16 protein-coding genes are annotated in these 20844 nt (G+C 68.2%); 9 read left to right on the forward strand and 7 right to left on the reverse strand.

Features of this window, described 5'->3' with window-relative positions:
- Nucleotides 1-201: 201 nt before the first annotated feature.
- The gene (locus tag AC2XR2_RS22675) at nucleotides 202-1539 is read left to right on the forward strand and encodes an MATE family efflux transporter (protein ID WP_491516141.1); all 1338 of its coding nucleotides are present in this window, start codon (nucleotides 202-204) and stop codon (nucleotides 1537-1539) included.
- A 159-nt stretch (nucleotides 1540-1698) separates the two neighbouring features.
- Here AC2XR2_RS22675 and rplI read toward each other — a convergent pair whose 3' ends face one another.
- The 4 genes from rplI to rpsF form a co-directional block, all read right to left on the reverse strand.
- Nucleotides 1699-2145, reverse strand: coding sequence for a 50S ribosomal protein L9 (gene rplI / locus AC2XR2_RS22680; protein ID WP_020134131.1), 447 nt, complete (start codon nucleotides 2143-2145; stop codon nucleotides 1699-1701).
- Between the two features lie 18 nt (nucleotides 2146-2163).
- On the reverse strand, nucleotides 2164-2400 hold the full coding sequence (gene rpsR, locus AC2XR2_RS22685; RefSeq protein ID WP_003949403.1) for a 30S ribosomal protein S18: 237 nt from the start codon (nucleotides 2398-2400) through the stop codon (nucleotides 2164-2166).
- A 57-nt stretch (nucleotides 2401-2457) separates the two neighbouring features.
- Nucleotides 2458-3054 carry a single-stranded DNA-binding protein gene (locus AC2XR2_RS22690; protein ID WP_381300296.1) on the reverse strand — a complete coding sequence of 199 codons (597 nt, stop codon included), beginning with the start codon at nucleotides 3052-3054 and terminating at the stop codon, nucleotides 2458-2460.
- Between the two features lie 75 nt (nucleotides 3055-3129).
- On the reverse strand, nucleotides 3130-3420 hold the full coding sequence (gene rpsF / locus AC2XR2_RS22695; RefSeq protein ID WP_007383258.1) for a 30S ribosomal protein S6: 291 nt from the start codon (nucleotides 3418-3420) through the stop codon (nucleotides 3130-3132).
- Nucleotides 3421-3683: 263 nt separating this feature from the next.
- Here rpsF and AC2XR2_RS22700 point away from each other — a divergent pair, with 263 nt between their 5' ends.
- The 3 genes from AC2XR2_RS22700 (at nucleotide 3684) to AC2XR2_RS22710 (ending at nucleotide 6405) form a co-directional block, all read left to right on the forward strand.
- Nucleotides 3684-3998: a hypothetical protein gene (locus tag AC2XR2_RS22700; protein ID WP_037707238.1), complete on the forward strand. Its 315-nt coding sequence runs from the start codon at nucleotides 3684-3686 to the stop codon at nucleotides 3996-3998.
- Between the two features lie 179 nt (nucleotides 3999-4177).
- Nucleotides 4178-5299, forward strand: coding sequence for a peptidoglycan bridge formation glycyltransferase FemX (femX, locus tag AC2XR2_RS22705; RefSeq protein ID WP_020134135.1), 1122 nt, complete (start codon nucleotides 4178-4180; stop codon nucleotides 5297-5299).
- A 74-nt stretch (nucleotides 5300-5373) separates the two neighbouring features.
- Nucleotides 5374-6405 carry an alanine racemase gene (locus AC2XR2_RS22710; RefSeq protein ID WP_330265752.1) on the forward strand — a complete coding sequence of 344 codons (1032 nt, stop codon included), beginning with the start codon at nucleotides 5374-5376 and terminating at the stop codon, nucleotides 6403-6405.
- A gap of 79 nt (nucleotides 6406-6484) precedes the next feature.
- Here AC2XR2_RS22710 and AC2XR2_RS22715 read toward each other — a convergent pair whose 3' ends face one another.
- Together AC2XR2_RS22715 and AC2XR2_RS22720 are read right to left on the reverse strand one after the other, a co-directional pair.
- The gene (locus AC2XR2_RS22715) at nucleotides 6485-7987 is read right to left on the reverse strand and encodes a glycosyltransferase family 87 protein (RefSeq protein WP_491516142.1); all 1503 of its coding nucleotides are present in this window, start codon (nucleotides 7985-7987) and stop codon (nucleotides 6485-6487) included.
- Nucleotides 7988-8095: 108 nt separating this feature from the next.
- Nucleotides 8096-10777 carry a transglycosylase domain-containing protein gene (locus AC2XR2_RS22720; protein WP_381300294.1) on the reverse strand — a complete coding sequence of 894 codons (2682 nt, stop codon included), beginning with the start codon at nucleotides 10775-10777 and terminating at the stop codon, nucleotides 8096-8098.
- A gap of 351 nt (nucleotides 10778-11128) precedes the next feature.
- Between AC2XR2_RS22720 and AC2XR2_RS22725 the strand changes: the two genes are divergently transcribed.
- The 3 genes from AC2XR2_RS22725 (at nucleotide 11129) to AC2XR2_RS22735 (ending at nucleotide 14299) form a co-directional block, all read left to right on the forward strand.
- Nucleotides 11129-11809, forward strand: coding sequence for a PadR family transcriptional regulator (locus tag AC2XR2_RS22725; RefSeq protein ID WP_132835713.1), 681 nt, complete (start codon nucleotides 11129-11131; stop codon nucleotides 11807-11809).
- A gap of 44 nt (nucleotides 11810-11853) precedes the next feature.
- On the forward strand, nucleotides 11854-12936 hold the full coding sequence (locus AC2XR2_RS22730; protein ID WP_123761884.1) for an inositol-3-phosphate synthase: 1083 nt from the start codon (nucleotides 11854-11856) through the stop codon (nucleotides 12934-12936).
- Between the two features lie 88 nt (nucleotides 12937-13024).
- Nucleotides 13025-14299, forward strand: coding sequence for an MFS transporter (locus AC2XR2_RS22735; RefSeq protein WP_491516143.1), 1275 nt, complete (start codon nucleotides 13025-13027; stop codon nucleotides 14297-14299).
- 104 nt (nucleotides 14300-14403) lie between these two features.
- On the opposite strand, the gene AC2XR2_RS22740 is transcribed toward AC2XR2_RS22735, so the two are convergent.
- Nucleotides 14404-15846, reverse strand: a complete 1443-nt coding sequence (locus tag AC2XR2_RS22740; RefSeq protein ID WP_381300291.1) for a CCA tRNA nucleotidyltransferase — start codon at nucleotides 15844-15846, stop codon at nucleotides 14404-14406.
- Nucleotides 15847-16103: 257 nt separating this feature from the next.
- On the opposite strand from AC2XR2_RS22740, the gene AC2XR2_RS22745 reads away from it, so the two are divergent.
- Together AC2XR2_RS22745 and murJ are read left to right on the forward strand one after the other, a co-directional pair.
- On the forward strand, nucleotides 16104-18476 hold the full coding sequence (locus AC2XR2_RS22745; protein WP_491516144.1) for a DUF6049 family protein: 2373 nt from the start codon (nucleotides 16104-16106) through the stop codon (nucleotides 18474-18476).
- Between the two features lie 44 nt (nucleotides 18477-18520).
- Nucleotides 18521-20818 carry a murein biosynthesis integral membrane protein MurJ gene (gene murJ, locus AC2XR2_RS22750; RefSeq protein ID WP_491516145.1) on the forward strand — a complete coding sequence of 766 codons (2298 nt, stop codon included), beginning with the start codon at nucleotides 18521-18523 and terminating at the stop codon, nucleotides 20816-20818.
- The last annotated feature ends 26 nt before the right edge of the window (nucleotides 20819-20844 follow it).

The following is a 20844-nucleotide window of genomic DNA, read 5'->3' on the forward strand; positions in this document are numbered from 1 at the left end:
GGCCTGTGAACAAGCTCCGCCCTCTCCCCGAAGAGGCCTTCTGACCTGCACATTCGCCGTCCACCGGCTGTGCAGAAGAAAAACTTCCCCGGTCGGCTCAAGATCAGTTCGAACTGTTCACAGTGCCGCACGCCGCGCGAACACAAGTAAGGGTCTAATGAGCATTGCATCTCTTACCTGTGGACGATTAGATTGGTGCACATGACACAGGCGTCCGCGACCCCCAAGGCCACTCGTCGACAGCACGATCGTGAGATCGTCGCACTCGCCGTTCCGGCCTTCGGCGCGCTCGTCGCCGAACCCCTCTTCGTGATGGCCGACAGCGCGATCGTCGGCCATCTGGGGACCGCGCAACTCGCCGGCCTCGGCATCGCCTCGGCCCTCCTCATGACGGCTGTCAGTGTCTTCGTCTTCCTCGCCTACGCCACCACGGCCGCCGTCGCCCGGCGCGTGGGAGCGGGGGACCTCCAGGCCGCCATCCGCCAGGGCATGGACGGCATTTGGCTCGCGCTCCTGCTCGGCGCCGCGGTCATCGCGGTCGTCCTTCCCACCGCACCGTCGATCGTGGAACTCTTCGGCGCATCCGACACCGCGGCTCCCTACGCCACCACCTATCTGCGGATCTCGGCACTCGGCATCCCGGCCATGCTGGTGGTGCTCGCCTCGACCGGAGTGCTTCGCGGACTGCAGGACACCAAGACCCCTCTCTATGTGGCGGTCGCGGGTTTCGTCGCCAACGCCGTCCTCAACGCGGGTCTCGTCTACGGCGCCGATCTCGGCATCGCGGGCTCCGCCTGGGGCACGGTCATCGCCCAGTGCGGCATGGCGGCCGCCTATCTCGTGGTCGTCGTCCGCGGCGCTCGCAGACACGGAGCCTCCCTGCGTCCCGACGCCGCCGGTATCCGGGCCTCCGCACAGGCCGGCGTCCCCTTGCTGGTCCGCACGCTCTCCCTGAGAGCGATCCTGATGATCGCCACTGCTGTAGCGGCCCGCTTGGGTGACGCCGACATCGCCGCCCACCAGATCATCCTGTCCCTGTGGAGCCTGCTCGCGTTCGCCCTGGACGCCATCGCCATTGCCGGACAGGCCATCATCGGCCGCTACTTGGGCGCCGGTGACACGGACGGTGCCCGCCAGGCATGTCGTCGGATGGTGGAGTGGGGCATCGCGGTAGGTGTCGCTCTCGGCGTCCTGGTCGTGCTCGCCCGGCCTTTGCTCTTGCCCCTGTTCACCGGTGACGGCACGGTCAAGGACGCCGCCCTGCCCGCACTGGTGATCGTGGCTCTCTCCCAGCCGATCTGCGGTGTGGTCTTCGTGCTGGACGGGGTGTTGATGGGCGCGGGCGACGGACCGTACCTCGCCTGGGCCATGGTGGTCACTCTCGCCGTCTTCACCCCGGTCGCTCTGCTCGTCCCGGTGCTGGGCGGCGGCCTCACGGCCGTGTGGGCGGCGATGACGCTGATGATGGCAGTCCGCATGCTGACGCTCTGGTGGCGAACCCGCTCAGGGCGCTGGATCGTCACGGGCGCAACTCGCTGACCGTTTCACGTGAAACATCGCGGCCCGTCACGTTTCACGTGAAACACCGCGTGTTCCACGGTCGGTTCGGGCGCGAAAGGCCACCTCGAGAGCGTGCGAAAGGGGCCGCACCGGTGAAGGTGCAGGCCCCTTTCCAACTGCTCTAGCCAAACGCAGCGATCAGGCCGCGACGACCTCGATGTTGACCTTGGCGGCAACCTCGGGGTGCAGACGCACGGACGTCTCGTGGGCGCCCAGGGTCTTGATCGGCGAGCCCAGCTCGATGCGGCGCTTGTCGACCTCGGGGCCACCGGAAGCCTTGATCGCGGAAGCGATGTCGGCCGGGGTGACGGAACCGAAGAGACGACCGGCGTCGCCGGAGCGGACGGCCAGGCGGACCTTGACGCCCTCGAGCTGGGCCTTCACCTGGTTGGCCTGCTCGATGGTCTGGATCTCGTGGATCTTGCGAGCACGACGGATCTGCTCGACGTCCTTCTCGCCGCCCTTGGTCCAGCGGATCGCGAAGTTCCGCGGGATCAGGTAGTTGCGAGCGTAACCGTCCTTGACGTCGACGACGTCGCCCGCGGCACCGAGGCCGGAGACCTCGTGGGTGAGGATGATCTTCATGTGTCGGTCACCCTTCCCTTATCGCGCGGTGGACGTGTAGGGCAGCAGCGCCATCTCACGGCTGTTCTTGACGGCCGTGGCGACGTCACGCTGGTGCTGCGTGCAGTTGCCGGTCACGCGGCGGGCACGGATCTTGCCGCGGTCGGAAATGAACTTCCGCAGCATGTTCGTGTCCTTGTAGTCCACGTACGTGACCTTGTCCTTGCAGAAAGCGCAGACCTTCTTCTTAGGCTTGCGCACAGGCGGCTTCGCCATGGTGTTTCTCCTGTGTGATCAAGAAGTGTGGGTACGACCCACCCCTCGGCCCGAGGCCTAGAAGGGGGGCTCGTCCGAGTAGCCGCCGCCACCGCCGCCGGAGTTTCCACCCCAGCCGCCGCCACCGCCGCCCTGGTTGCCACCGGCGGGAGCGCCGGTGGCCCACGGGTCGTCGGCGGGAGCGCCGCCGCCCTGCTGACCGCCGCCGGAGCCACCGCCCCAGCCGCCGCCACCCTGGCCGCCACCGCCACCGCCGCCGTAACCGCCCTGGCCACCGCGGCCGGCACCGCCGGCGGTCTTGGTGACCTTGGCCGTGGCACTGCGCAGGCTGGCGCCGACTTCCTCGACGTCCAGCTCGTAGACCGTGCGCTTGACGCCCTCACGGTCCTCGTAGGACCGCTGCTTCAGCCGGCCCTGCACGATGACGCGCATGCCTCGCTGGAGCGACTCGGCGACGTTCTCCGCCGCCTGACGCCAGACCGAGCAGGTCAGGAACAGGCTCTCGCCGTCCTTCCACTCATTGGTCTGACGGTCGAAGGTGCGGGGGGTGGACGCGACACGGAACTTCGCGACCGCCGCACCGGAAGGGGTGAAGCGCAGCTCGGGGTCGTCGACAAGATTGCCGACGACCGTGATGACGGTCTCGCCTGCCATGGGGAACCTCTCGGCGGGTTTGCTCTGGCTGCTTGGTTGCTGCTACTCGGATCCCGAGATCGACTGAGCGGAAGCTCAGTGGGTCTCGGGGCGGAGGACCTTGGTCCGGAGGACCGACTCGTTCAGGTTCAGCTGGCGGTCGAGCTCCTTGACGACCGCAGGCTCGGCCTGCAGGTCGATGACCGAGTAGATGCCCTCGGGCTTCTTCTTGATCTCGTACGAGAGCCGACGACGGCCCCAGGTATCGACCTTCTCCACCTTGCCGTTGCCCTCACGGACGACGGAGAGGAAGTTCTCGATCAGGGGGGCGACAGCGCGCTCCTCCAGATCGGGGTCGAGGATGACCATCACCTCGTAGTGACGCATGTGGAACCCACCTCCTTTGGACTCAGCGGCCACGGTCGTTCCGTGGCAGGAGGGTTGTGATGCGTACGCAACGGTATCGGCCGCCACTGACAATCGGGGCTCCCTCGCGGTAGACCCGGTCGTGACATGGGCAGACACCTTGCAGACGGTACAGACTACCCGCACACCGGCTTCCGGTTGAAATCCGGCCTCGGGGACCGTCACTCTGTACACATCGGGTGTGTATGGCGCTACGATGCGCCGCCTTCCGCAGGAGGTGCCCTATGGCACAGGCAATGCGACCCAACACCGCCGGAGGCCTTTTCGCCACGGACGGAAAGCCCCACCCCCTCCAGGACACGCTGCTCGCGGTGACCCTGGTGCTGGGCATCACGGCGTTCGTCTCGGCGATGTTCCACAACCTGCACCTGCTCAGCTCCTGGACCGGCCTGGTGGGCATCCTCACCGGCGCGTACGGCCAGTGGATCTCGGAGACGACCAGGGAGCGCTTCGGACTGATCCTCGGTCTCGGCGCAGCCGCGGTCGGCTTCTTCCTCGGCATGGCGCACGGCGGCCTCTTCGGCGGGGTCATCAACTGACGCCACGGGCACCGTCCCCTCAACACCACCCAAAGCACCGCGGAACGCCTCGGCGGCCTCTGAGCCGGGGCGCAGGTTCCGTACGCCCAGTCAGGGCGCTCGCCAGGCGCAGTAGGCTTCGGCGCGAGAGCCGGAGCCCCTGTACCCATGGGGACACACCAGCCCGAGGAGCGCCCCGAATGAGCCTGACCCTGAGGACGATCAGTCGCGAGCAGCATCTGGCATACATCCAGAGCCTGCCGTCGGCGAGCCACATGCAGGTTCCGGCCTGGGCAGACGTCAAGGCGGAGTGGCGCTCCGAGAGCCTCGGCTGGTTCGACGAGAAGACCGGCGAACTGGTCGGCGCGGGTCTCGTCCTCTACCGTCAGCTGCCCAAGATCAAGCGCTACCTCGCCTATCTGCCCGAGGGCCCGGTCATCAACTGGTTCGCGCCGAATCTGACCGAGTGGCTGGAACCGATGCTCGCGCATCTCAAGCACCAGGGCGCCTTCTCCGTGAAGATGGGCCCGCCGGTGATCATCCGGCGCTGGGAGGCCACCTCCATCAAGGCGGGCATCCAGAACCCGGACGTGAAGCGGCTGCGGGACATCGAGGCCGACTTCATCGAGCCGCGCGCCTTCGAGGTCGCCGACAAGCTCCGCCGGATGGGCTGGCAGCAGGGCGAGGACGGGGGAGCCGGCTTCGGTGACGTCCAGCCGCGCTACGTCTACCAGGTGCCCCTCGCCAACCGCTCCCTGGAAGAGGTCCACAAGAACTTCAACCAGCTGTGGCGCCGCAACATCAAGAAGGCCGAGAAGGCCGGCGTCGAGGTCGTCCAGGGCGGCTACCAGGACCTCGAGGAATGGCAGCGGCTGTACGAGATCACGGCGGTCCGTGACCACTTCCGGCCCCGCCCGCTGTCGTACTTCCAGCGGATGTGGACGGCCCTCAACACCGAGGACCCGAACCGGATGCGGCTGTACTTCGCCCGGCACGAGGGCGTGAACCTGTCGGCCGCGACCATGCTGATCGTCGGCGGGCACGTCTGGTACTCCTACGGCGCCTCCGACAACATCGGGCGTGAGGTCCGGCCCTCGAACGCGATGCAGTGGCGGATGCTGCGCGACGCCTACGCGCTCGGCGCCACCGTCTACGACCTGCGCGGCATCTCCGACTCGCTGGACGAGACCGACCACCTCTTCGGCCTGATCCAGTTCAAGGTGGGCACGGGCGGCCAGGCGGCCGAGTACCTCGGCGAGTGGGACTTCCCGCTCAACAAGCTGCTCCACAAGGCGCTCGACATCTACATGTCGCGCCGCTGACGTCGCGTTCTTCGCTTCAATTGCTTCCACACCTCTGATACACCGCAGCCACTAGAAAGGTTCCGGGTCCGGCCATGGCGCTCACGCTCTACGTCGACACCGCGCGCTGGCGGGCGCACCACAAGCACGTGCAGGAGCAGTTCCCGGGGCTCGTCCCGGTCTGCAAGGGCAACGGCTACGGCTTCGGGCACGAGCGGCTGGCGGAGGAGGCGACCCGGCTGGGCTCGGACGTCCTCGCCGTCGGCACGACCTACGAGGCCGCGCGGATCAAGGACTGGTTCGGCGGTGACCTGCTGGTGCTGACGCCGTACCGGCGGGGCGAGGAGCCCGTGCCGCTGCCCGACCGGGTGATCCGCTCGGTGTCGTCGATCGACGGGGTCTACGGCCTGGTGGGCGCCCGCGTGGTCATCGAGGTGATGTCCTCGATGAAGCGGCACGGCATCAGCGAGCAGGACCTGCCGCAGCTGCACTCCGCCATAGAGAACGTCCGCCTCGAGGGCTTCGCGATCCACCTGCCGCTGGACCGCACCGACGGCTCGGACGCCGTCGAGGAGGTCATCGGCTGGATGGACCGGCTGCGCGCGGCCCGGCTGCCGCTGCACACCATGTTCGTCAGCCACCTCAAGGCCGAGGACCTGGCCCGGCTCCAGCAGCAGTTCCCGCAGACCCGCTTCCGTGCCCGCATCGGAACCCGGCTGTGGCTCGGGGACCACGACTCCACCGAGTACCGCGGCGCGGTCCTGGACGTCACCCGGGTCTCCAAGGGGGACCGCTTCGGCTACCGGCAGCAGAAGGCGGCCTCCGACGGCTTCCTGGTCGTCGTGGCGGGCGGTACCTCGCACGGGGTGGGCCTGGAGGCCCCGAAGGCCCTGCACGGCGTCATGCCGCGCGCCAAGGGCGTCGCCCGCGCCGGCCTGGCCACGGTCAACCGGAACCTTTCTCCGTTCGTCTGGGGCGGCAAGCAGCGCTGGTTCGCGGAGCCGCCGCACATGCAGGTCTCCATCCTCTTCGTCCCGTCCGACGCCCCTGAGCCGAAGGTCGGCGAAGAACTGGTGGCCCATCTCCGGCACACCACCACGCAGTTCGACCGCATCGTCGACCGCTGAGACGCCGTAGAAGAAGCAGAAAGGCCGTACAGGGACTGCCCTGTACGGCCTTTCGTGTGTGACACCAGGGGGTGTTCGCTCAGAGCGAACGGTCAGTGGGCCCCGGATCGCTGCCCCACTCCACCTGTGGTCCGTCGAAGTGCGCGGCGTGCCGGGGCGGATGGGCGGCGGCGCCGAGGACGAAGACGTCCTCCGCGCCGTCGAGCACACCGCCCGATGGGTCGTCGTCACCGGCCAGCCGCACCACGTCCCGCTCCGGCATGAGGATGTCGCGCAGGACCATCGCGCACAGGTACGCCGTGCCCAGCAGGTGCAGTCCGATGGCCCAGTGGTAGCCGTCCGTCGGCAGGCCCTTGTGGGCGTTGCCGCTGGTCGTGTAGGCGAGGTACATCCAGATACCCAGGAAGTACGCCACCTCGCAGGCCTGCCAGATCAGGAAGTCCCGCCACTTGGGCCGGGCCAGCACGGCCAGCGGCACCAACCACAGGACGTACTGCGGCGAGTAGACCTTGTTGGTGAGGATGAACGCGGCGACGATCAGGAACGCGAGCTGCGCGAAACGCGGTCGGCGCGGGGCGGTCAGGGTGAGCACGGCGATGCCCACGCAGGACAGCAGCACCAGCAGTGTGGCGAGCGTGTTGACGGTTTCGGTGCTCATCGGGTCGCTCGAGTTCTGGGCCAGGATCAGCCAGAAGGAACCGAAGTCCACGCCCCGCTCCTGGCTGAACGTGTAGAACTTCGACCAGCCGTCGAAGGCGAAGAGCATCACCGGCAGGTTCACCACGAGCCAGGAGACGACGGCGCCGCCCAGAGCCTTGCCGAAGTCCCGCCACTTGCCCGCCCGCCAGCACAGCACGAACAGCGGGCCGAGCAGGAAGACGGGATAGAGCTTGGCGGCCGTGGCGAGCCCCAGGAGGACTCCGAAGGCGAGCGAGCGACCCCGCGCCCACATCAGCATCGCGGAGGCCGTGAGAGCGACCGCCAGCAGGTCCCAGTTGATGGTGGCGGTCAACGCGAAAGCGGGCGCCAGCGCGACCAGCAGACCGTCCCAGGGGCGACGGGCGTGCGTACGGCTCACGCAGACGACGATGACGGCCGCGCAGACCATCAGCATCCCGGCGTTGACCATCCAGTACCACTGCTCCTGGTCCTGGATGCTGCCGCTGCCGGGTGTCAGCCAGGCGGCGACCTCCATGAACACGCCGGTCAGCACCGGGTATTCGAGGTACTGCATGTCGCCGGGGAGCTTGTCGAAGTAGGGGACGAGTCCGTCGGCGAAACCGCGGCCCTGGTACAGGTGCGGGATGTCCGAGTAGCACGCGTGGGTGTACTGGGAGCTGGCGCCGAAGAACCAGCCGCCGTCGTAGCAGGGAGCCTTCTGGACCAGGCCCAGCGCGAACACCCCGATGGCCACGAGAGCGATGACCCGGACAGGGTTCCACCAGGACGTCCCCAGCAGAGCGCGGCGCCCGAGAGGGCCACCGATCAACTCGCTGCCACTCCTGGCGACCTCGTCGTCCTTGGTCGGACGCACTAGGTCCGACTCGTGCACGCTCGCTGGCGTCGATTCAGCACTGGGCATGGCCCACATCCTGCCGTACGAGGCTGGGTGTACGCCGAGGGCCGCCGCACCTGGTGGGTGCGACGGCCCATGTTTCACGTGAAACACCCTCGACGGGGCATATGGCGGCTAACCGCCCGATCCGCTGAAGAGGCCTCCATTGCCGTTGCCCTGATTGCCGTTCTCATCCGTCGGCGTGGCCGTCGGTGTCGACGTCACCCCTCCGTCGGTGCCTCCGTTGTCCGTGCCACCCGAGTCGTCGCACTGCCACGAGAACCGGCAGCTCTCGCTCGCCGTGGGCGTCGGAGTGATGAAGGACTGGCTGGGCGTCGGGGTCGGAGTCGGAGTGGCCGACTCGGTCTCGCTGGGCGTCGGAGTGGGCGTCGGGCTCGGTTCCTCGTTGACGATCTGACCGATGGGCTCCGGCGTCGGGAAGTCGATCGCCTTCTGGCCCTTCAGCGCCTGTTCCATGTAGTCGTGCCAGATCTCGGACGGGAACGAGGCACCGTGGATCTTCTCCTGGCCGCCCGTGCCGTACATCTCCAGGAACGTGCGGTTCTTCTTGGTCTCGTCGTCGTCCAAGCGGAACATGGTGATCGCCGTGGACAGCTGCGGGGTGTAGCCGACGAACCAGGCGGACTTGTTGCCGTCGGTGGTACCGGTCTTGCCGGCCACGTCACGCCCGGTCAGCTTGGCGTTGGTACCCGTGCCCTTGTCGACCACGGTCTTGAGGACGTCGGTGACGTTGTCGGCGACCTTCTTCTCGAAGGCCTGCTCGGGCTTCGCCTTGTGGGTGAAGACCTCCCCGTCCTTGCTGGTCACCCTCTCGACCGAGTACGGCTCGTTCTGCTTGCCGCTGGCCGCGAAGGTGGCGTAGGCGCCCGCCATCCGGATCGCACTGGGGTCGGAGATGCCGATGGAGAAGGACGGGAAGTTGGTGCCGGCCAGGCTGTTCTCCTTGAGGCCCGCGTCCATGGCCGCTTCCTTCACCTTGTCCAGGCCGACATCCATGCCGAGCTGCACGAAGGCGGAGTTCACCGACTCCCGCATCGCCTCACGAAGGTCGATCTGGTACTTCGGCGGAGTGCCGTAGGACTGCTTGCCGTCGTTCTCCTGGAGCCACTCCTTGCCCTCCTCGTTCTTCCAGACCGAGCCGTCGTAGTTCTTGATCTTGAGGTCGTTCTTGCCGCTGAACAGGCTCTTCGCGTTGACGACCGTGCGCTCGTCCTGCGCCTGGCTCTCGCCGAGATCGGGATCGCGGACGCCCCACTTCATCGCCGCGGCGAGCACGAAGGTCTTGAACGTCGAACCGACCTGGGCACCGGTGGAGTCGCAGTTGTTGGTGAAGTGGGTGGTCGCGTCCTCACCGCCGTAGCAGGCCCGGATCGCACCGGTGGACGGCTCGACCGACGCCCCGCCGAACTGGACGAAGGTGTCCTTCGCCGGCCGCTTCTTGGGGTCGATGTTCTCCTTGCGGACCTTCTTGACCGCTGCCTCGAGCTCATTGACCTTCTTCTTGTCGAAGGTCGTGTAGATCGAGTAGCCGCCCTGCTGGAGCTGGTCCGCGCTGATGATCTTGTTGTTGATCAGGTAGGCCTTGGCGAGGTCGACCAGATAGCCGATCTGCCCCTTGAGCTGGGTGTTGGACCGCGGGTTCTGCCATTTCGGCAGTGTGGTGTACCTCGCCCGCTCCGCCGCGCTCAGGTGGCCGTACTCGACCATCTTGTCGAGGGTGTCCTGCATTTGCCGAAGGGCGCGCCTCTGGTTGGCCTGAGGCGTGGCTTGCGTCGCGTCGATGGACGTCGCGCCCGCCGGGTCGTAGTACGTGGCGCCCTTCAGCATGGCGGCCAGGAACGCGCACTCACCGGGGTTCAGGTCCTGGGCGTCCTTGTTGAAGTACGCGCGCGCCGCCGCCTGGATGCCGTAGGCGTTGCGGCCGTAATAGGCAGAGTTCAGGTAGCCCGCCATGATCTCGTCCTTGTCGACCGTGGCACCCACCTTGATGGAGATGAAGATCTCCTTGAACTTGCGGGTGACGGTCTGGGACTGGTCGTCCAGACGCGCGTTCTTGACGTACTGCTGGGTGATGGTGGAGCCACCCTGGGTGTTGCCGCCCCTGGCCATGTTGAACACCGCGCGGGCGATGCCCTTGGGGTCGATGCCGCTGTCGGTGTAGAAGGTCTTGTTCTCCTGCGAGACGACGGCGTACTGCATCGCCTTCGGGATCTGCGCGAGGTTGACGATCTGGCGGTTGGTCTCGCCACCCGTGGAGACCATCTCGGTGTCGTCGGACCAGTAGTAGACGTTGTTCTGCGACGTCGCGGTCTCGGCGACGTTGGGAACGCTCACCAGCGCGTAGCCCACGCCGGCGATCGCGACCAGGCCTCCGATGAAGCCGATGAACAGGCCCGTCACCAGCTTCCAGGACGGCACCCAGCGCGCCACGCCGTACTTGCCCGCGCGCGGATAGTCGATGAACCGCTTCTTGCCGGCCTCGGACGCGCGACCCCTACCGGTCGGCGCGCCACGCCGGCCTCCGGGGCCCGGCTCCGCCCCTCTGCGGCGACCACCGCCGCCCGTGCTTCTCTGGGCCGCACGGCGGGCCTCGGCACGGCCGCCGTACTGACGTTCCTCGCCTCCGGGACCGTACGAAGCCGACTCCTGGGAGCTGGTCCCATAGGAGTCGGCAAGAGACCCGGTGGCGCCTCGCGGAGCCGCGCGGCGGCCGGAGGACGAGCCGGACTGGCCGCGTCGGGCCGCGGCACGTCCGCCTCCCTGCGGCTGCGGCGGTTTGCGACGGTGCTCGCTCATCGAACGACTACTCCTCGGGCAGGCGCACCCTTGCGCGCCTGGAAACGGCGGCTGGTTTCCGGTCCCCCCGAAGTACGGATGCGGTCGGTCGCGCATTCATCCGTACTGCACCGGGACAGCAACGCCCCCCAGGCGTCACTCGCTTCCCGGTGGTGTGCATGCCGCACAGACTACGCACCGTCAAAACCCGCCGAGCCCCGAAGTTCACCCCAAATCAGGCAACTTGGTTCACATGAATCATTGATGTGATCCCGTTCACCGTCCCCCCACTTGTCGCTTCCGGAAGGCCGTTCTATCGTCTTGATGTATCGAGTCGATACATCGGGGCGAGACAGTGACGAGGAGGCGACGATGAGCCGGCGTTCCGGGATCCTCGAATTCGCCGTGCTCGGCCTGCTCCGTGAGTCCCCGATGCACGGCTACGAGCTGCGCAAACGCCTCAACACGTCACTGGGTGTGTTCCGTGCCTTCAGTTACGGCACGCTCTACCCCTGCCTCAAGACGCTGGTCGCCAACGGCTGGTTGATCGAGGAGCCGGGGCACACCACCGAGGACGCCCTCGCCGCACCACTCGCAGGGCGTCGGGCCAAGATCGTCTACCGGTTGACGGCGGAAGGTAAGGAACACTTCGAGGAGCTGCTCTCGCAGACGGGTCCCGACGCGTACGAGGACGAGCACTTCGCGGCTCGTTTCGCCTTCTTCGGGCAGACCTCGCGCGACGTCCGCATGCGAGTCCTCGAAGGCCGGCGCAGCCGGCTGGAGGAGCGCCTGGAGAAGATGAGTGCCTCGCTGGCACGCACCCGGGAGCGCCTCGACGACTACACGCTTGAGCTCCAGCGCCATGGGATGGAGTCCGTGGAGCGCGAAGTGCGCTGGCTGAACGAGCTCATCGAAAGCGAGCGGGCAGGCCGGGACCTCAAGGGTCCCGGCCATGGAGAAACCGCTCGCGACACCACAGAGGGAGCGCCGGGCGTCCTGCCCCGGCCCGGGGACACCCCCGGTCCGGATACGCCCGGCGACACCGCCACGTGAGGTCCCTGCCAGGGCCTCACTCGTACACACAGGGAGCAACCGGAATGGGTTCGGTTCGCGTAGCCGTCGTCGGCGTGGGCAACTGCGCCGCGTCGCTGGTTCAGGGAGTCGAGTACTACAAGGACGCCGACCCGGCGTCGAAGGTCCCCGGGCTGATGCATGTCCAGTTCGGCGACTACCACGTCCGTGACGTCGAGTTCGTCGCGGCGTTCGACGTCGACGCGAAGAAGGTCGGTCTCGACCTCGCCGACGCCATCGGCGCCTCCGAGAACAACACCATCAAGATCTGCGACGTCCCGAACACCGGCGTGACCGTCCAGCGCGGCCACACCCTCGACGGCCTCGGCAAGTACTACCGGGAGACCATCGAGGAGTCCGCCGAGGCCCCGGTCGACGTCGTCCAGGTCCTCAAGGACAAGCAGGTCGACGTCCTCGTCTGCTACCTCCCCGTCGGCTCCGAGGACGCGGCGAAGTTCTACGCCCAGTGCGCCATCGACGCCAAGGTCGCCTTCGTCAACGCCCTCCCGGTCTTCATCGCCGGCACCAAGGAGTGGGCGGACAAGTTCACCGAGGCGGGCGTCCCGATCGTCGGTGACGACATCAAGTCCCAGGTCGGCGCCACCATCACGCACCGCGTCATGGCGAAGCTGTTCGAGGACCGCGGTGTCGTCCTGGACCGCACGATGCAGCTGAACGTCGGCGGCAACATGGACTTCAAGAACATGCTCGAGCGCGACCGTCTCGAGTCGAAGAAGATCTCCAAGACGCAGGCCGTCACCTCCCAGATCCCCGACCGGGACCTCGGCGAGAAGAACGTCCACATCGGCCCGTCCGACTACGTCGCCTGGCTCGACGACCGCAAGTGGGCCTACGTCCGCCTTGAGGGCCGCGCCTTCGGTGACGTCCCGCTGAACCTGGAGTACAAGCTCGAGGTCTGGGACTCCCCGAACTCCGCCGGTGTCATCATCGACGCCCTGCGCGCCGCGAAGATCGCCAAGGACCGCGGCATCGGTGGCCCGATCCTCTCGGCCTCCAGCTACTTCATGAAGTCCCCGCCGGTCCAGTACTTCGACGACGAGGCCCGCGAGAACGTCGAGAAGTTCATCAAGGGTGAGGTCGAGCGCTAAGGCTCACTCAAAACGCTCCTGCCAGGGCTACAGAGGGTCCCCGGGTGGTATCGCCCGGGGACCCTCGCCGTATGTGAGGCTGTGCCCCATGCCCGTCGTCCGCGATCTGCGTGTCCTTCTCCGCTTCCGGGACTTCCGGCGCCTGCTCACCGTGCGCCTGCTCTCCCAGGGCGCGGACGGCGTCTACCAGATCGCCCTCGCCGCGTACGTCGTCTTCTCCCCCGAGAAGCAGACCTCGGCCACCGCGATCGCCTCCGCCATGGCGGTCCTGCTACTCCCCTACTCCTTGGTGGGCCCCTTCGCCGGTGTCCTCCTGGACCGCTGGCGCCGCCGCCAGGTCTTCCTCTACGGCAACCTCGTGCGCGCCCTGCTGGCTTCGGCGACGGCCGTCCTGATCCTCAGCGACGTCCCGGACTGGCTCTTCTACGTCTCCGCGCTGTGCGTCACCGCGGTCAACCGCTTCGTCCTGTCGGGCCTCTCCGCGGCACTGCCCCGTGTCGTCGACGAGGAGCGGCTGGTGATCGCCAACTCCCTTTCCCCGACCGCCGGAACGCTCGCCGCGACCGCGGGCGGAGGCCTTGCCTTCGTCGTACGGCTCCTGGTCGGCGACTCCGACGCGGCGGTGGTGCTGCTCGGCGCCGGGCTCTATCTGTGCGGTGCCCTCGCCGCGCTGCGCATGCCCCCGGACCTACTGGGACCCGACCGTGAGTTGATCCAGCCGCGTCTCGGCACGGCGCTGGCCGGCACCGCCCGCGACCTGGTCGCCGGTGTACGGCATCTGGCGGCACCCTCACGCAGGTCCGCCGCCCGGGCTCTCGGCGCGATGTCGCTCATGCGGTTCTGCTACGGCGCTCTGCTCGTCATGGTGCTGATGCTCTGCCGGTACGCCCTGACGTCCGATCCGGACGACGGGCTCGCCCTGCTGGGCCTGGCGCTGGGGATCTCCGGCGCCGGTTTCTTCGCTGCCGCCGTCATCACGCCCTGGGCGGTGGGGAGACTCGGCCCCGAGCGCTGGATCGTCGCGTGCGCGACCGTCGCCGCAGTGCTGGAGCCCGTCCTCGGACTCCCCTTCGCCACCGCCCCCATGCTCATCGCCGCGTTCGTCCTGGGCCTCGTCACCCAGGGCGCGAAGATCTCCACCGACACGATCGTGCAGTCCTCCGTCGACGACGGATTCCGGGGCCGGATCTTCTCCGTCTACGACGTGCTGTTCAACATCGCTTTCGTGGGGGCCGCCGCCGTGGCCGCGCTGATCCTGCCGCCGGACGGGCGCTCGGTAACTCTCGTGATCGCTGTCGCCGTCATCTACGGAGCAGTGGCTGCGGCGATGGCGAAAGAGCGACGGATGGCCACGGAACGATGAAAGGCGATGTTTCACGTGAAACACCGCCCGGGTCGCTGCCATGGGGGTCATGTTTCACGTGAAACATGACCCCGTTTCACGGCCTGAGCCCTGCTCGGCCCACCTCAGCCCTGCTCGGCCCACCACGCCTTGAGCGCGGCCACCGCCTCGTCGTGCTCCATCGGTCCGTTCTCCAGCCGAAGTTCCAGCATGTGCTTGTAGGCACGTCCCACCTCGGGGCCGGGGCGCACAGCAAGGATCTCCATGATCTGGTTGCCGTCCAGGTCGGGCCTGATCGAGTCCAGCTCCTCCTGCTCCTGAAGCTGAGAGATCCGCTCCTCCAGCCCGTCATACGCACGGGACAGCGCGGCCGCCTTGCGTTTGTTCCGAGTCGTGCAGTCCGAGCGGGTCAGCTTGTGGAGCCGGTCGAGCAACGGGCCGGCGTCACGCACATACCGGCGAACCGCCGAGTCCGTCCACTCTCCGGTGCCGTACCCGTGGAAGCGCAGATGGAGTTCGACGAGCCGGGAGACGTCCTTCACCAGTTCGTTGGAGTACTTGAGCGCAGTCATCCGCTTCTTGGTCATCTTCGCTCCGACCACCTCGTGGTGGTGGAACGAGACCCGGCCGTCCTTCTCGAAGCGGCGAGTGCGCGGCTTGCCGATGTCGTGGAGCAGTGCGGCCAGGCGGAGGGTGAGGTCGGGCCCCTCCTTCTCCAGTGCGATGGCCTGCTCCAGGACGATCAACGTGTGCTCGTAGACGTCCTTGTGCCGGTGGTGCTCGTCGCTCTCCAGCCGCAGGGCGGGCAACTCGGGCAGCACGTGGTCGGCCAGGCCGGTGTCGACGAGCAGTGCCAAGCCCTTGCGCGGGTTGGCGGAGAGGATGAGCTTGTTCAGCTCGTCCCGGACCCGCTCGGCGGAGACGATCTCGATGCGCCCTGCCATCTCCTTCATGGCGGCCACGACCTCGGGGGCCACCTCGAAGTCGAGCTGAGCCGCGAAGCGGGCCGCGCGCATCATCCTGAGCGGATCGTCGGAGAAGGACTCCTCGGGGGTGCCCGGCGTACGCAGCACTCGTGCCGCGAGGTCTTCGAGACCGCCGTGCGGATCGATGAACTTCATCTCCGCGAGGGCGAAGGCCATCGCGTTCACCGTGAAGTCCCGCCGGACGAGGTCCTGCTCGATGGAGTCTCCGTACGACACCTCGGGCTTGCGTGAGGTCCGGTCGTAGGCCTCGGACCGGTAGGTGGTGACCTCTACCTGGTAGCCGTCCTTCTGTGCCCCGACCGTGCCGAAGGCGATCCCCACCTCCCACACGGCGTCCGCCCACTTCTTGAGGATCTTCAGCACATCCTGCGGGCGGGCGTCGGTCGTGAAGTCGAGATCGTTGTCCGGCCGGCCCAGCAACGCGTCCCGGACCGGCCCTCCGACCAGCGCCAGGGAAAAACCGGCGTCCTGGAAGCGGCGAGCGAGGTCGGCAGCGACGGGAGGGAACCGCAGCAGTTCTTTCACCGTGCTGCGATGCTCCTGGCTGAGGACACTGAGATGGGTTTCGTCGGCGTTCGGCACAACAAAAGAGGGTACGTGGCGAGGGCGGCCCGGAGCGCCTCCATTAAACGTGCACAGACTCGCCGTCCGGACCTGCACAAGGTCTGCTCCGAAGACTCACGGGGGCACTCCTCTTTATACGTGCACATTCAGGACAGCGCAGCGGTGTCTCCCGATCTTGTGGAGCAGTCCGCGGCACTTCCCCTCAGCGCGCATCGTTACCATGCGTGGACGCACATTCCGACGACCACTGACGACGACGAGGGACGGGCGAGCGCGTGGCCGAGGCGGCAGACTTCCAGGGGACCAGTCCCTCACCTGCCCGCCGCTGGCTGCGGCGCACCGGGGCCCTGCTGGCGGGGGTGCCGCTCCTGGCCGGCCTCTGCCAGCTGCCCGCCGCCGCACCGGCCCAGGCCGCCGACGACTCCGGCTCGGTGTCCGTCGCCGTCGACACCCTCAGCCCCAGCGTGCCTACGGACGGTGACACCCTCACCGTCTCGGGCACGGTGACCAACAACGGCAAGCAGCCCGTCACGGCCGCGCAGGTGGGACTGGGGGTAGGCCCCGAGCTGTCCACCCGCTCGTCCATCGACCAGGCCACCGAGGACAGCGACTCCCTCCAGGGCCCGACGGGATCCGAGGTCGGCGGCAAGTACGTCGCGAAGTTCCCGAAGCTGACCCCGGGAGTCGCCCAGCCCTTCTCCCTCTCCGTCCCGGTCGACGAGCTGGACCTCGGCGATGCCGGCGTCTACCAGCTCACCGTCTCCCTTTCGGGCAGGACGGCCGCTCAGCCCTGGGACCGGGTGCTCGGCGTCCAACGGACGTTCCTGCCCTGGCACGACGACGAGGCGGACCCGAAGACGAAAACGACCTTCCTGTGGCCGCTGATCTCCAGCGTCCACATGACGGCGGAGACCGGGTCGAACGCCCAGCAGACGCCGGTCTTCCTCAGTGACGACCTCGCCGAGGAGATCTCGGCGGGCGGCCGGCTGGACCAGATGCTGTCCCTGGGCGAGGACCTCGACGTCACCTGGGTGATCGACCCGGACCTGCTGGCCTCTGTCGACGCGATGACCCGCAGCTACCGGGTGCAGGGTGCGGGCGACACCACCGCGCCCGGCACCCACCAGGCGGTCGCCAAGCAGTGGCTGGCGAGACTCCAGAAAGCGGTGGAGGGGCAGGAGGTCGTCGCACTGCCCTTCGCCGACCCCGACCTCGCCTCCCTCGCCCACAACGGCACGAGCGTCACCGGCTCGCTCAGCCACCTCGACGAGGCCACCGACGTCGCGGTCACCACGGTGAGGACCGTGCTCCACGTGACACCGAGCAGCGACTTCGCCTGGCCCGTGAACGGCGCCGTGGACCCGTCGATCGTCAAGGTCGCCACCTCCGCGGGCGCCGACAAGGTGATCGCGCGCAGCGACAGCCTCCAGGAGACCGGCGGCCTGTCGTACACGCCCTCCGCGGCCCGCCCCATCGGCGGCGGCACCACGGCGGTCGTCGCGGACGCCCGGCTGTCGACGGCGTTCCAGGGCGATCTGACGAGGGCGTCCGCCTCGACGCTCGCCGTCCAGCGGTTCCTCGCGCAGAGCCTCGCTCTCGGACTCCAGACGAACAAGCAGCGCAGCATCGTCGTCGCCCCGCAGCGCACGCCCACGGCGAGCCAGGCCGCCGCCATGGCCGAGGCGATCAACGCGCTGCAGAGCGGGAACTGGTCCGAGCCCCAGAAGCTCACCGCGGCCGCCGCGGCCAAGCCCGATCCCGGCGCCACCACCAAGGTGCCCCCGGCGTCCGCCTATCCCGCCTCGCTGCGCAAGCAGGAGCTGCCGAAGGCGGCCTTCCAGCAGATCGCGAGCACCCAGGGCAAGCTCGACAACCTCAAGGTGATCCTCTCCGACCAGTCCCGCGTCGTGACCCCCTTCGGGCGGGCCATGAACCGCGAGATGTCCACATCGTGGCGGGGCCGTCCCGGCGAGGCGAGCAGTTTCCGCGACGATGTCGAGTCCTACCTCGACGGACTGACCTCCCAGGTCAGCCTGATCGACAAGTCGGAGACCAAGCTTTCCGGCCGCAGCGCCACGATCCCCGTGACGGTCCAGAACAACCTGGTGCAGGGTGTGGAGCACCTGAGGCTGCGACTGACCTCGCTGAGCCCGAACCGGCTCGAGATCGGCGGCTCCTCCTACTACGAGCAGCCGGTCGAGGTCTCGGGCGGCCACAGCCAGACGGTGAAGTTCACCACCACGGCCAACGCCAACGGGCAGGCCTCGGTGGTGGCCCAGCTGTACACGGAGGACGGCCAGCCGTACGGCGACGCGGTCAGGTTCGACGTGAAGGTCACGGAGTTCACGGCCACGGTGATGCTGGTCATCGGCGGCGGTGTCCTGCTGCTGGTGCTGGCAGGATTCCGGATGTACACCCAGCGCAAGCGCGCGGCCGCCCGTGCGGCCGAGCAGACCGGCCCCGACGACGAGACGGCCGAGACCGTGGACGGCCCGGAGAACTCCGAGGGCCCCGAGGACCGTCTCACCAATGAGTCCGGCACCGCCGGGCCCGGGGCGGAGGGCCCCGAGCAGCCGAGTGACCTGACAGCGGACACCGCAGCGGAAAGCGCCGACCCGTCCGGCACGGGTGAGAGAGTGGACCGTTGAGGATGTCGTGGCCGGTGGGCCCGGGACGATGAGGTGGGGTAACCATGAACGCGCCGTACGAGGGTGACAGCCAGGGCGCGGGCAGCTCGGGTCGCCCCGAGGGCCCGCCGCCCGAGCACGGCCAAGTGCCGCCGCAGTCGCCCGCGGACATGTACCTCCAGGACGCCTACGACCAGGACCCCTACCGGGGACAGGACCTCCACGCCCAGGACCCGGTCGCCGAGGCCCTCTACGACCGTGCCGCGCACCCCCCGCCACCGCCCGGCACCTACCCGCCCCAGCAGCCCCTGTACTCCCAGCCGCCCCAGTCCCCGTACGCCCCCGACCCGCAGGTCTGGGCACAGACCCCGGCTCCCGAGCCGGAGGGGCCCACGCAGTACCTGCCGTACGGCGACAACCCGCGCACCACCCAGTTCGTGGGCGTCGACGACCTGGTCACCCAGGCCGGCGAGGAGCGCCACGAGCCGGACGCCTTCGCGCACCTCTTCCGCGACCAGCAGCAGGGCGGCGGCCGCCCGACGGACCCCCCGTCGGTGCCCGGACCGGCGCCGGCTCCTGGCGGACCGTCACAGGCCCCCCAGTTCCAGGCACCCGTGGCTCCGGCGCCCTCGGCCGACGAGACCATGAACCTCGGCACGGCGCCGGCCCTGGCACAGACGGCCTCCGAGGCCCCGGCGGCTCCCGCCGCTCCCGCCGCTCCCGCCAAGAAGGGCGGGAAGGCGGGCGGCCTGCTGAAGTCGAGCGCCGTGATGGCGGCCGGCACGATGGTCTCCCGGCTCACCGGCTTCGTCCGCTCGGCGCTGATCGTGTCGGCGCTCGGCACCGCCTTCCTGGGCGACTCCTTCCAGGTGGCCTACCAACTGCCGACCATGATCTACATCCTCACCGTCGGCGGCGGCCTGAACTCCGTCTTCGTGCCGCAGCTCGTACGCGCCATGAAGGAGGACGACGACGGCGGTGAGGCGTTCGCGAACCGGCTCCTGACGCTCGTCATGGTGGCCCTCGCCGCGCTCACCGCCATCACGATGTTCGCGGCGCCGCTCCTGGTGCGTGCGCTCTCGAACTCGGTGGCGTCCAATCCCGCGGCCAACGACGTCGCCATCACCTTCACCCGCTACTTCCTGCCCTCCATCTTCTTCATGGGCATCCATGTGGTGATGGGACAGGTCCTCAACGCACGCGGCAAGTTCGGCGCGATGATGTGGACTCCGGTCCTCAACAACGTCGTCATCATCGTGACGCTCGCGATGTTCCTGTGGGTGTACGGCACCGCAGAGCACTCCGGCATGAGCGTCACGAACATCCCGCCGCAGGGGCAGCGGCTGCTCGGCGTGGGCATCCTGCTCGGTCTCGTGGTGCAGGCCCTCGCGATGATCCCGTATCTGCGCGAGACCGGATTCCGGCTGCGGCTGCGCTTCGACTGGAAGGGCCACGGCCTGGGCAAGGCCGCGATGCTCGCCAAGTGGACCATCCTGTTCGTCCTCGCCAACCAGGCGGGCGCGCTCGTGGTCACCCAGCTCGCCACCGCCGCCGTCGCCGACACCAAGATCCCTGGCACCGGTTTCAGCGCCTACGCCAACGCCCAGCTGATCTGGGGGCTCCCGCAGGCCATCATCACCGTCTCGCTGATGGCCGCGTTGCTGCCGCGCATCTCGCGCTCGGCCGCCGAGGACGACGCCGGTGCGGTGCGCGACGACATCTCCCAGGGTCTGCGCACGACAGCGGTCGCGATCGTGCCGATCGCCTTCGGCTTCCTGTCCCTCGGCATCCCCATGTGCACGCTCATCTTCGGCTCGTCGGGCACCAGCGCGGCCACGAACATGGGGTACATGCTGATGGCCTTCGGCCTCGGCCTGATCCCGTACTCGGTCCAGTACGTCGTCCTGCGCGCCTTCTACGCCTACGAGGACACCCGGACGCCCTTCTACAACACCGTGATCGTGGCAGCGGTCAACGCCGCTGCCTCCGCGGTCTGTTACGCGGTTCTTCCGCCTCGCTGGGCCGTGGCCGGCATGGCCGCCGCCTATGGTCTGGCGTACGCGATCGGCGTCGGCGTGGCCTGGCGCCGCCTGCGCAAGCGCCTCGGCGGTGACCTGGACGGCAAGCGGGTCCTGCGGACCTACGCCCGGCTCTGCATCGCCTCGGTACCGGCGGCTCTGCTCAGCGGGGCGGCCTGTTACGGCATCGGCCACACCCTCGGTCAGGGCGTGGTCGGTTCGTTCGCCGCGCTGATCGCGGGCGGAGCGGTCCTGCTCGGGATCTTCTTCGTCGCCGCTCGCAAGATGCGCATCGAGGAGTTGAACTCACTGGTCGGCATGGTCCGGGGGCGTCTGGGGCGCTGAGCCGGGGGTACGCGCACAACCATCGT

It is taken from the genome of Streptomyces sp. LS-MS-L19, from assembly GCF_058382285.1.

Coding starts and splice junctions, on each gene's coding strand:
- rpsF (WP_007383258.1), bottom strand. CDS start 3,420: ATGCGTCACTACGAGGTGATGGTCATCCTCGACCCCGATCTGGAGGAG.
- AC2XR2_RS22700 (WP_037707238.1), top strand. CDS start 3,684: ATGGCACAGGCAATGCGACCCAACACCGCCGGAGGCCTTTTCGCCACG.
- AC2XR2_RS22720 (WP_381300294.1), bottom strand. CDS start 10,777: ATGAGCGAGCACCGTCGCAAACCGCCGCAGCCGCAGGGAGGCGGACGT.
- AC2XR2_RS22710 (WP_330265752.1), top strand. CDS start 5,374: ATGGCGCTCACGCTCTACGTCGACACCGCGCGCTGGCGGGCGCACCAC.
- AC2XR2_RS22730 (WP_123761884.1), top strand. CDS start 11,854: ATGGGTTCGGTTCGCGTAGCCGTCGTCGGCGTGGGCAACTGCGCCGCG.
- AC2XR2_RS22675 (WP_491516141.1), top strand. CDS start 202: ATGACACAGGCGTCCGCGACCCCCAAGGCCACTCGTCGACAGCACGAT.
- AC2XR2_RS22690 (WP_381300296.1), bottom strand. CDS start 3,054: ATGGCAGGCGAGACCGTCATCACGGTCGTCGGCAATCTTGTCGACGAC.
- AC2XR2_RS22715 (WP_491516142.1), bottom strand. CDS start 7,987: ATGCCCAGTGCTGAATCGACGCCAGCGAGCGTGCACGAGTCGGACCTA.
- AC2XR2_RS22725 (WP_132835713.1), top strand. CDS start 11,129: ATGAGCCGGCGTTCCGGGATCCTCGAATTCGCCGTGCTCGGCCTGCTC.
- murJ (WP_491516145.1), top strand. CDS start 18,521: ATGAACGCGCCGTACGAGGGTGACAGCCAGGGCGCGGGCAGCTCGGGT.
- AC2XR2_RS22735 (WP_491516143.1), top strand. CDS start 13,025: ATGCCCGTCGTCCGCGATCTGCGTGTCCTTCTCCGCTTCCGGGACTTC.
- femX (WP_020134135.1), top strand. CDS start 4,178: ATGAGCCTGACCCTGAGGACGATCAGTCGCGAGCAGCATCTGGCATAC.
- rplI (WP_020134131.1), bottom strand. CDS start 2,145: ATGAAGATCATCCTCACCCACGAGGTCTCCGGCCTCGGTGCCGCGGGC.
- rpsR (WP_003949403.1), bottom strand. CDS start 2,400: ATGGCGAAGCCGCCTGTGCGCAAGCCTAAGAAGAAGGTCTGCGCTTTC.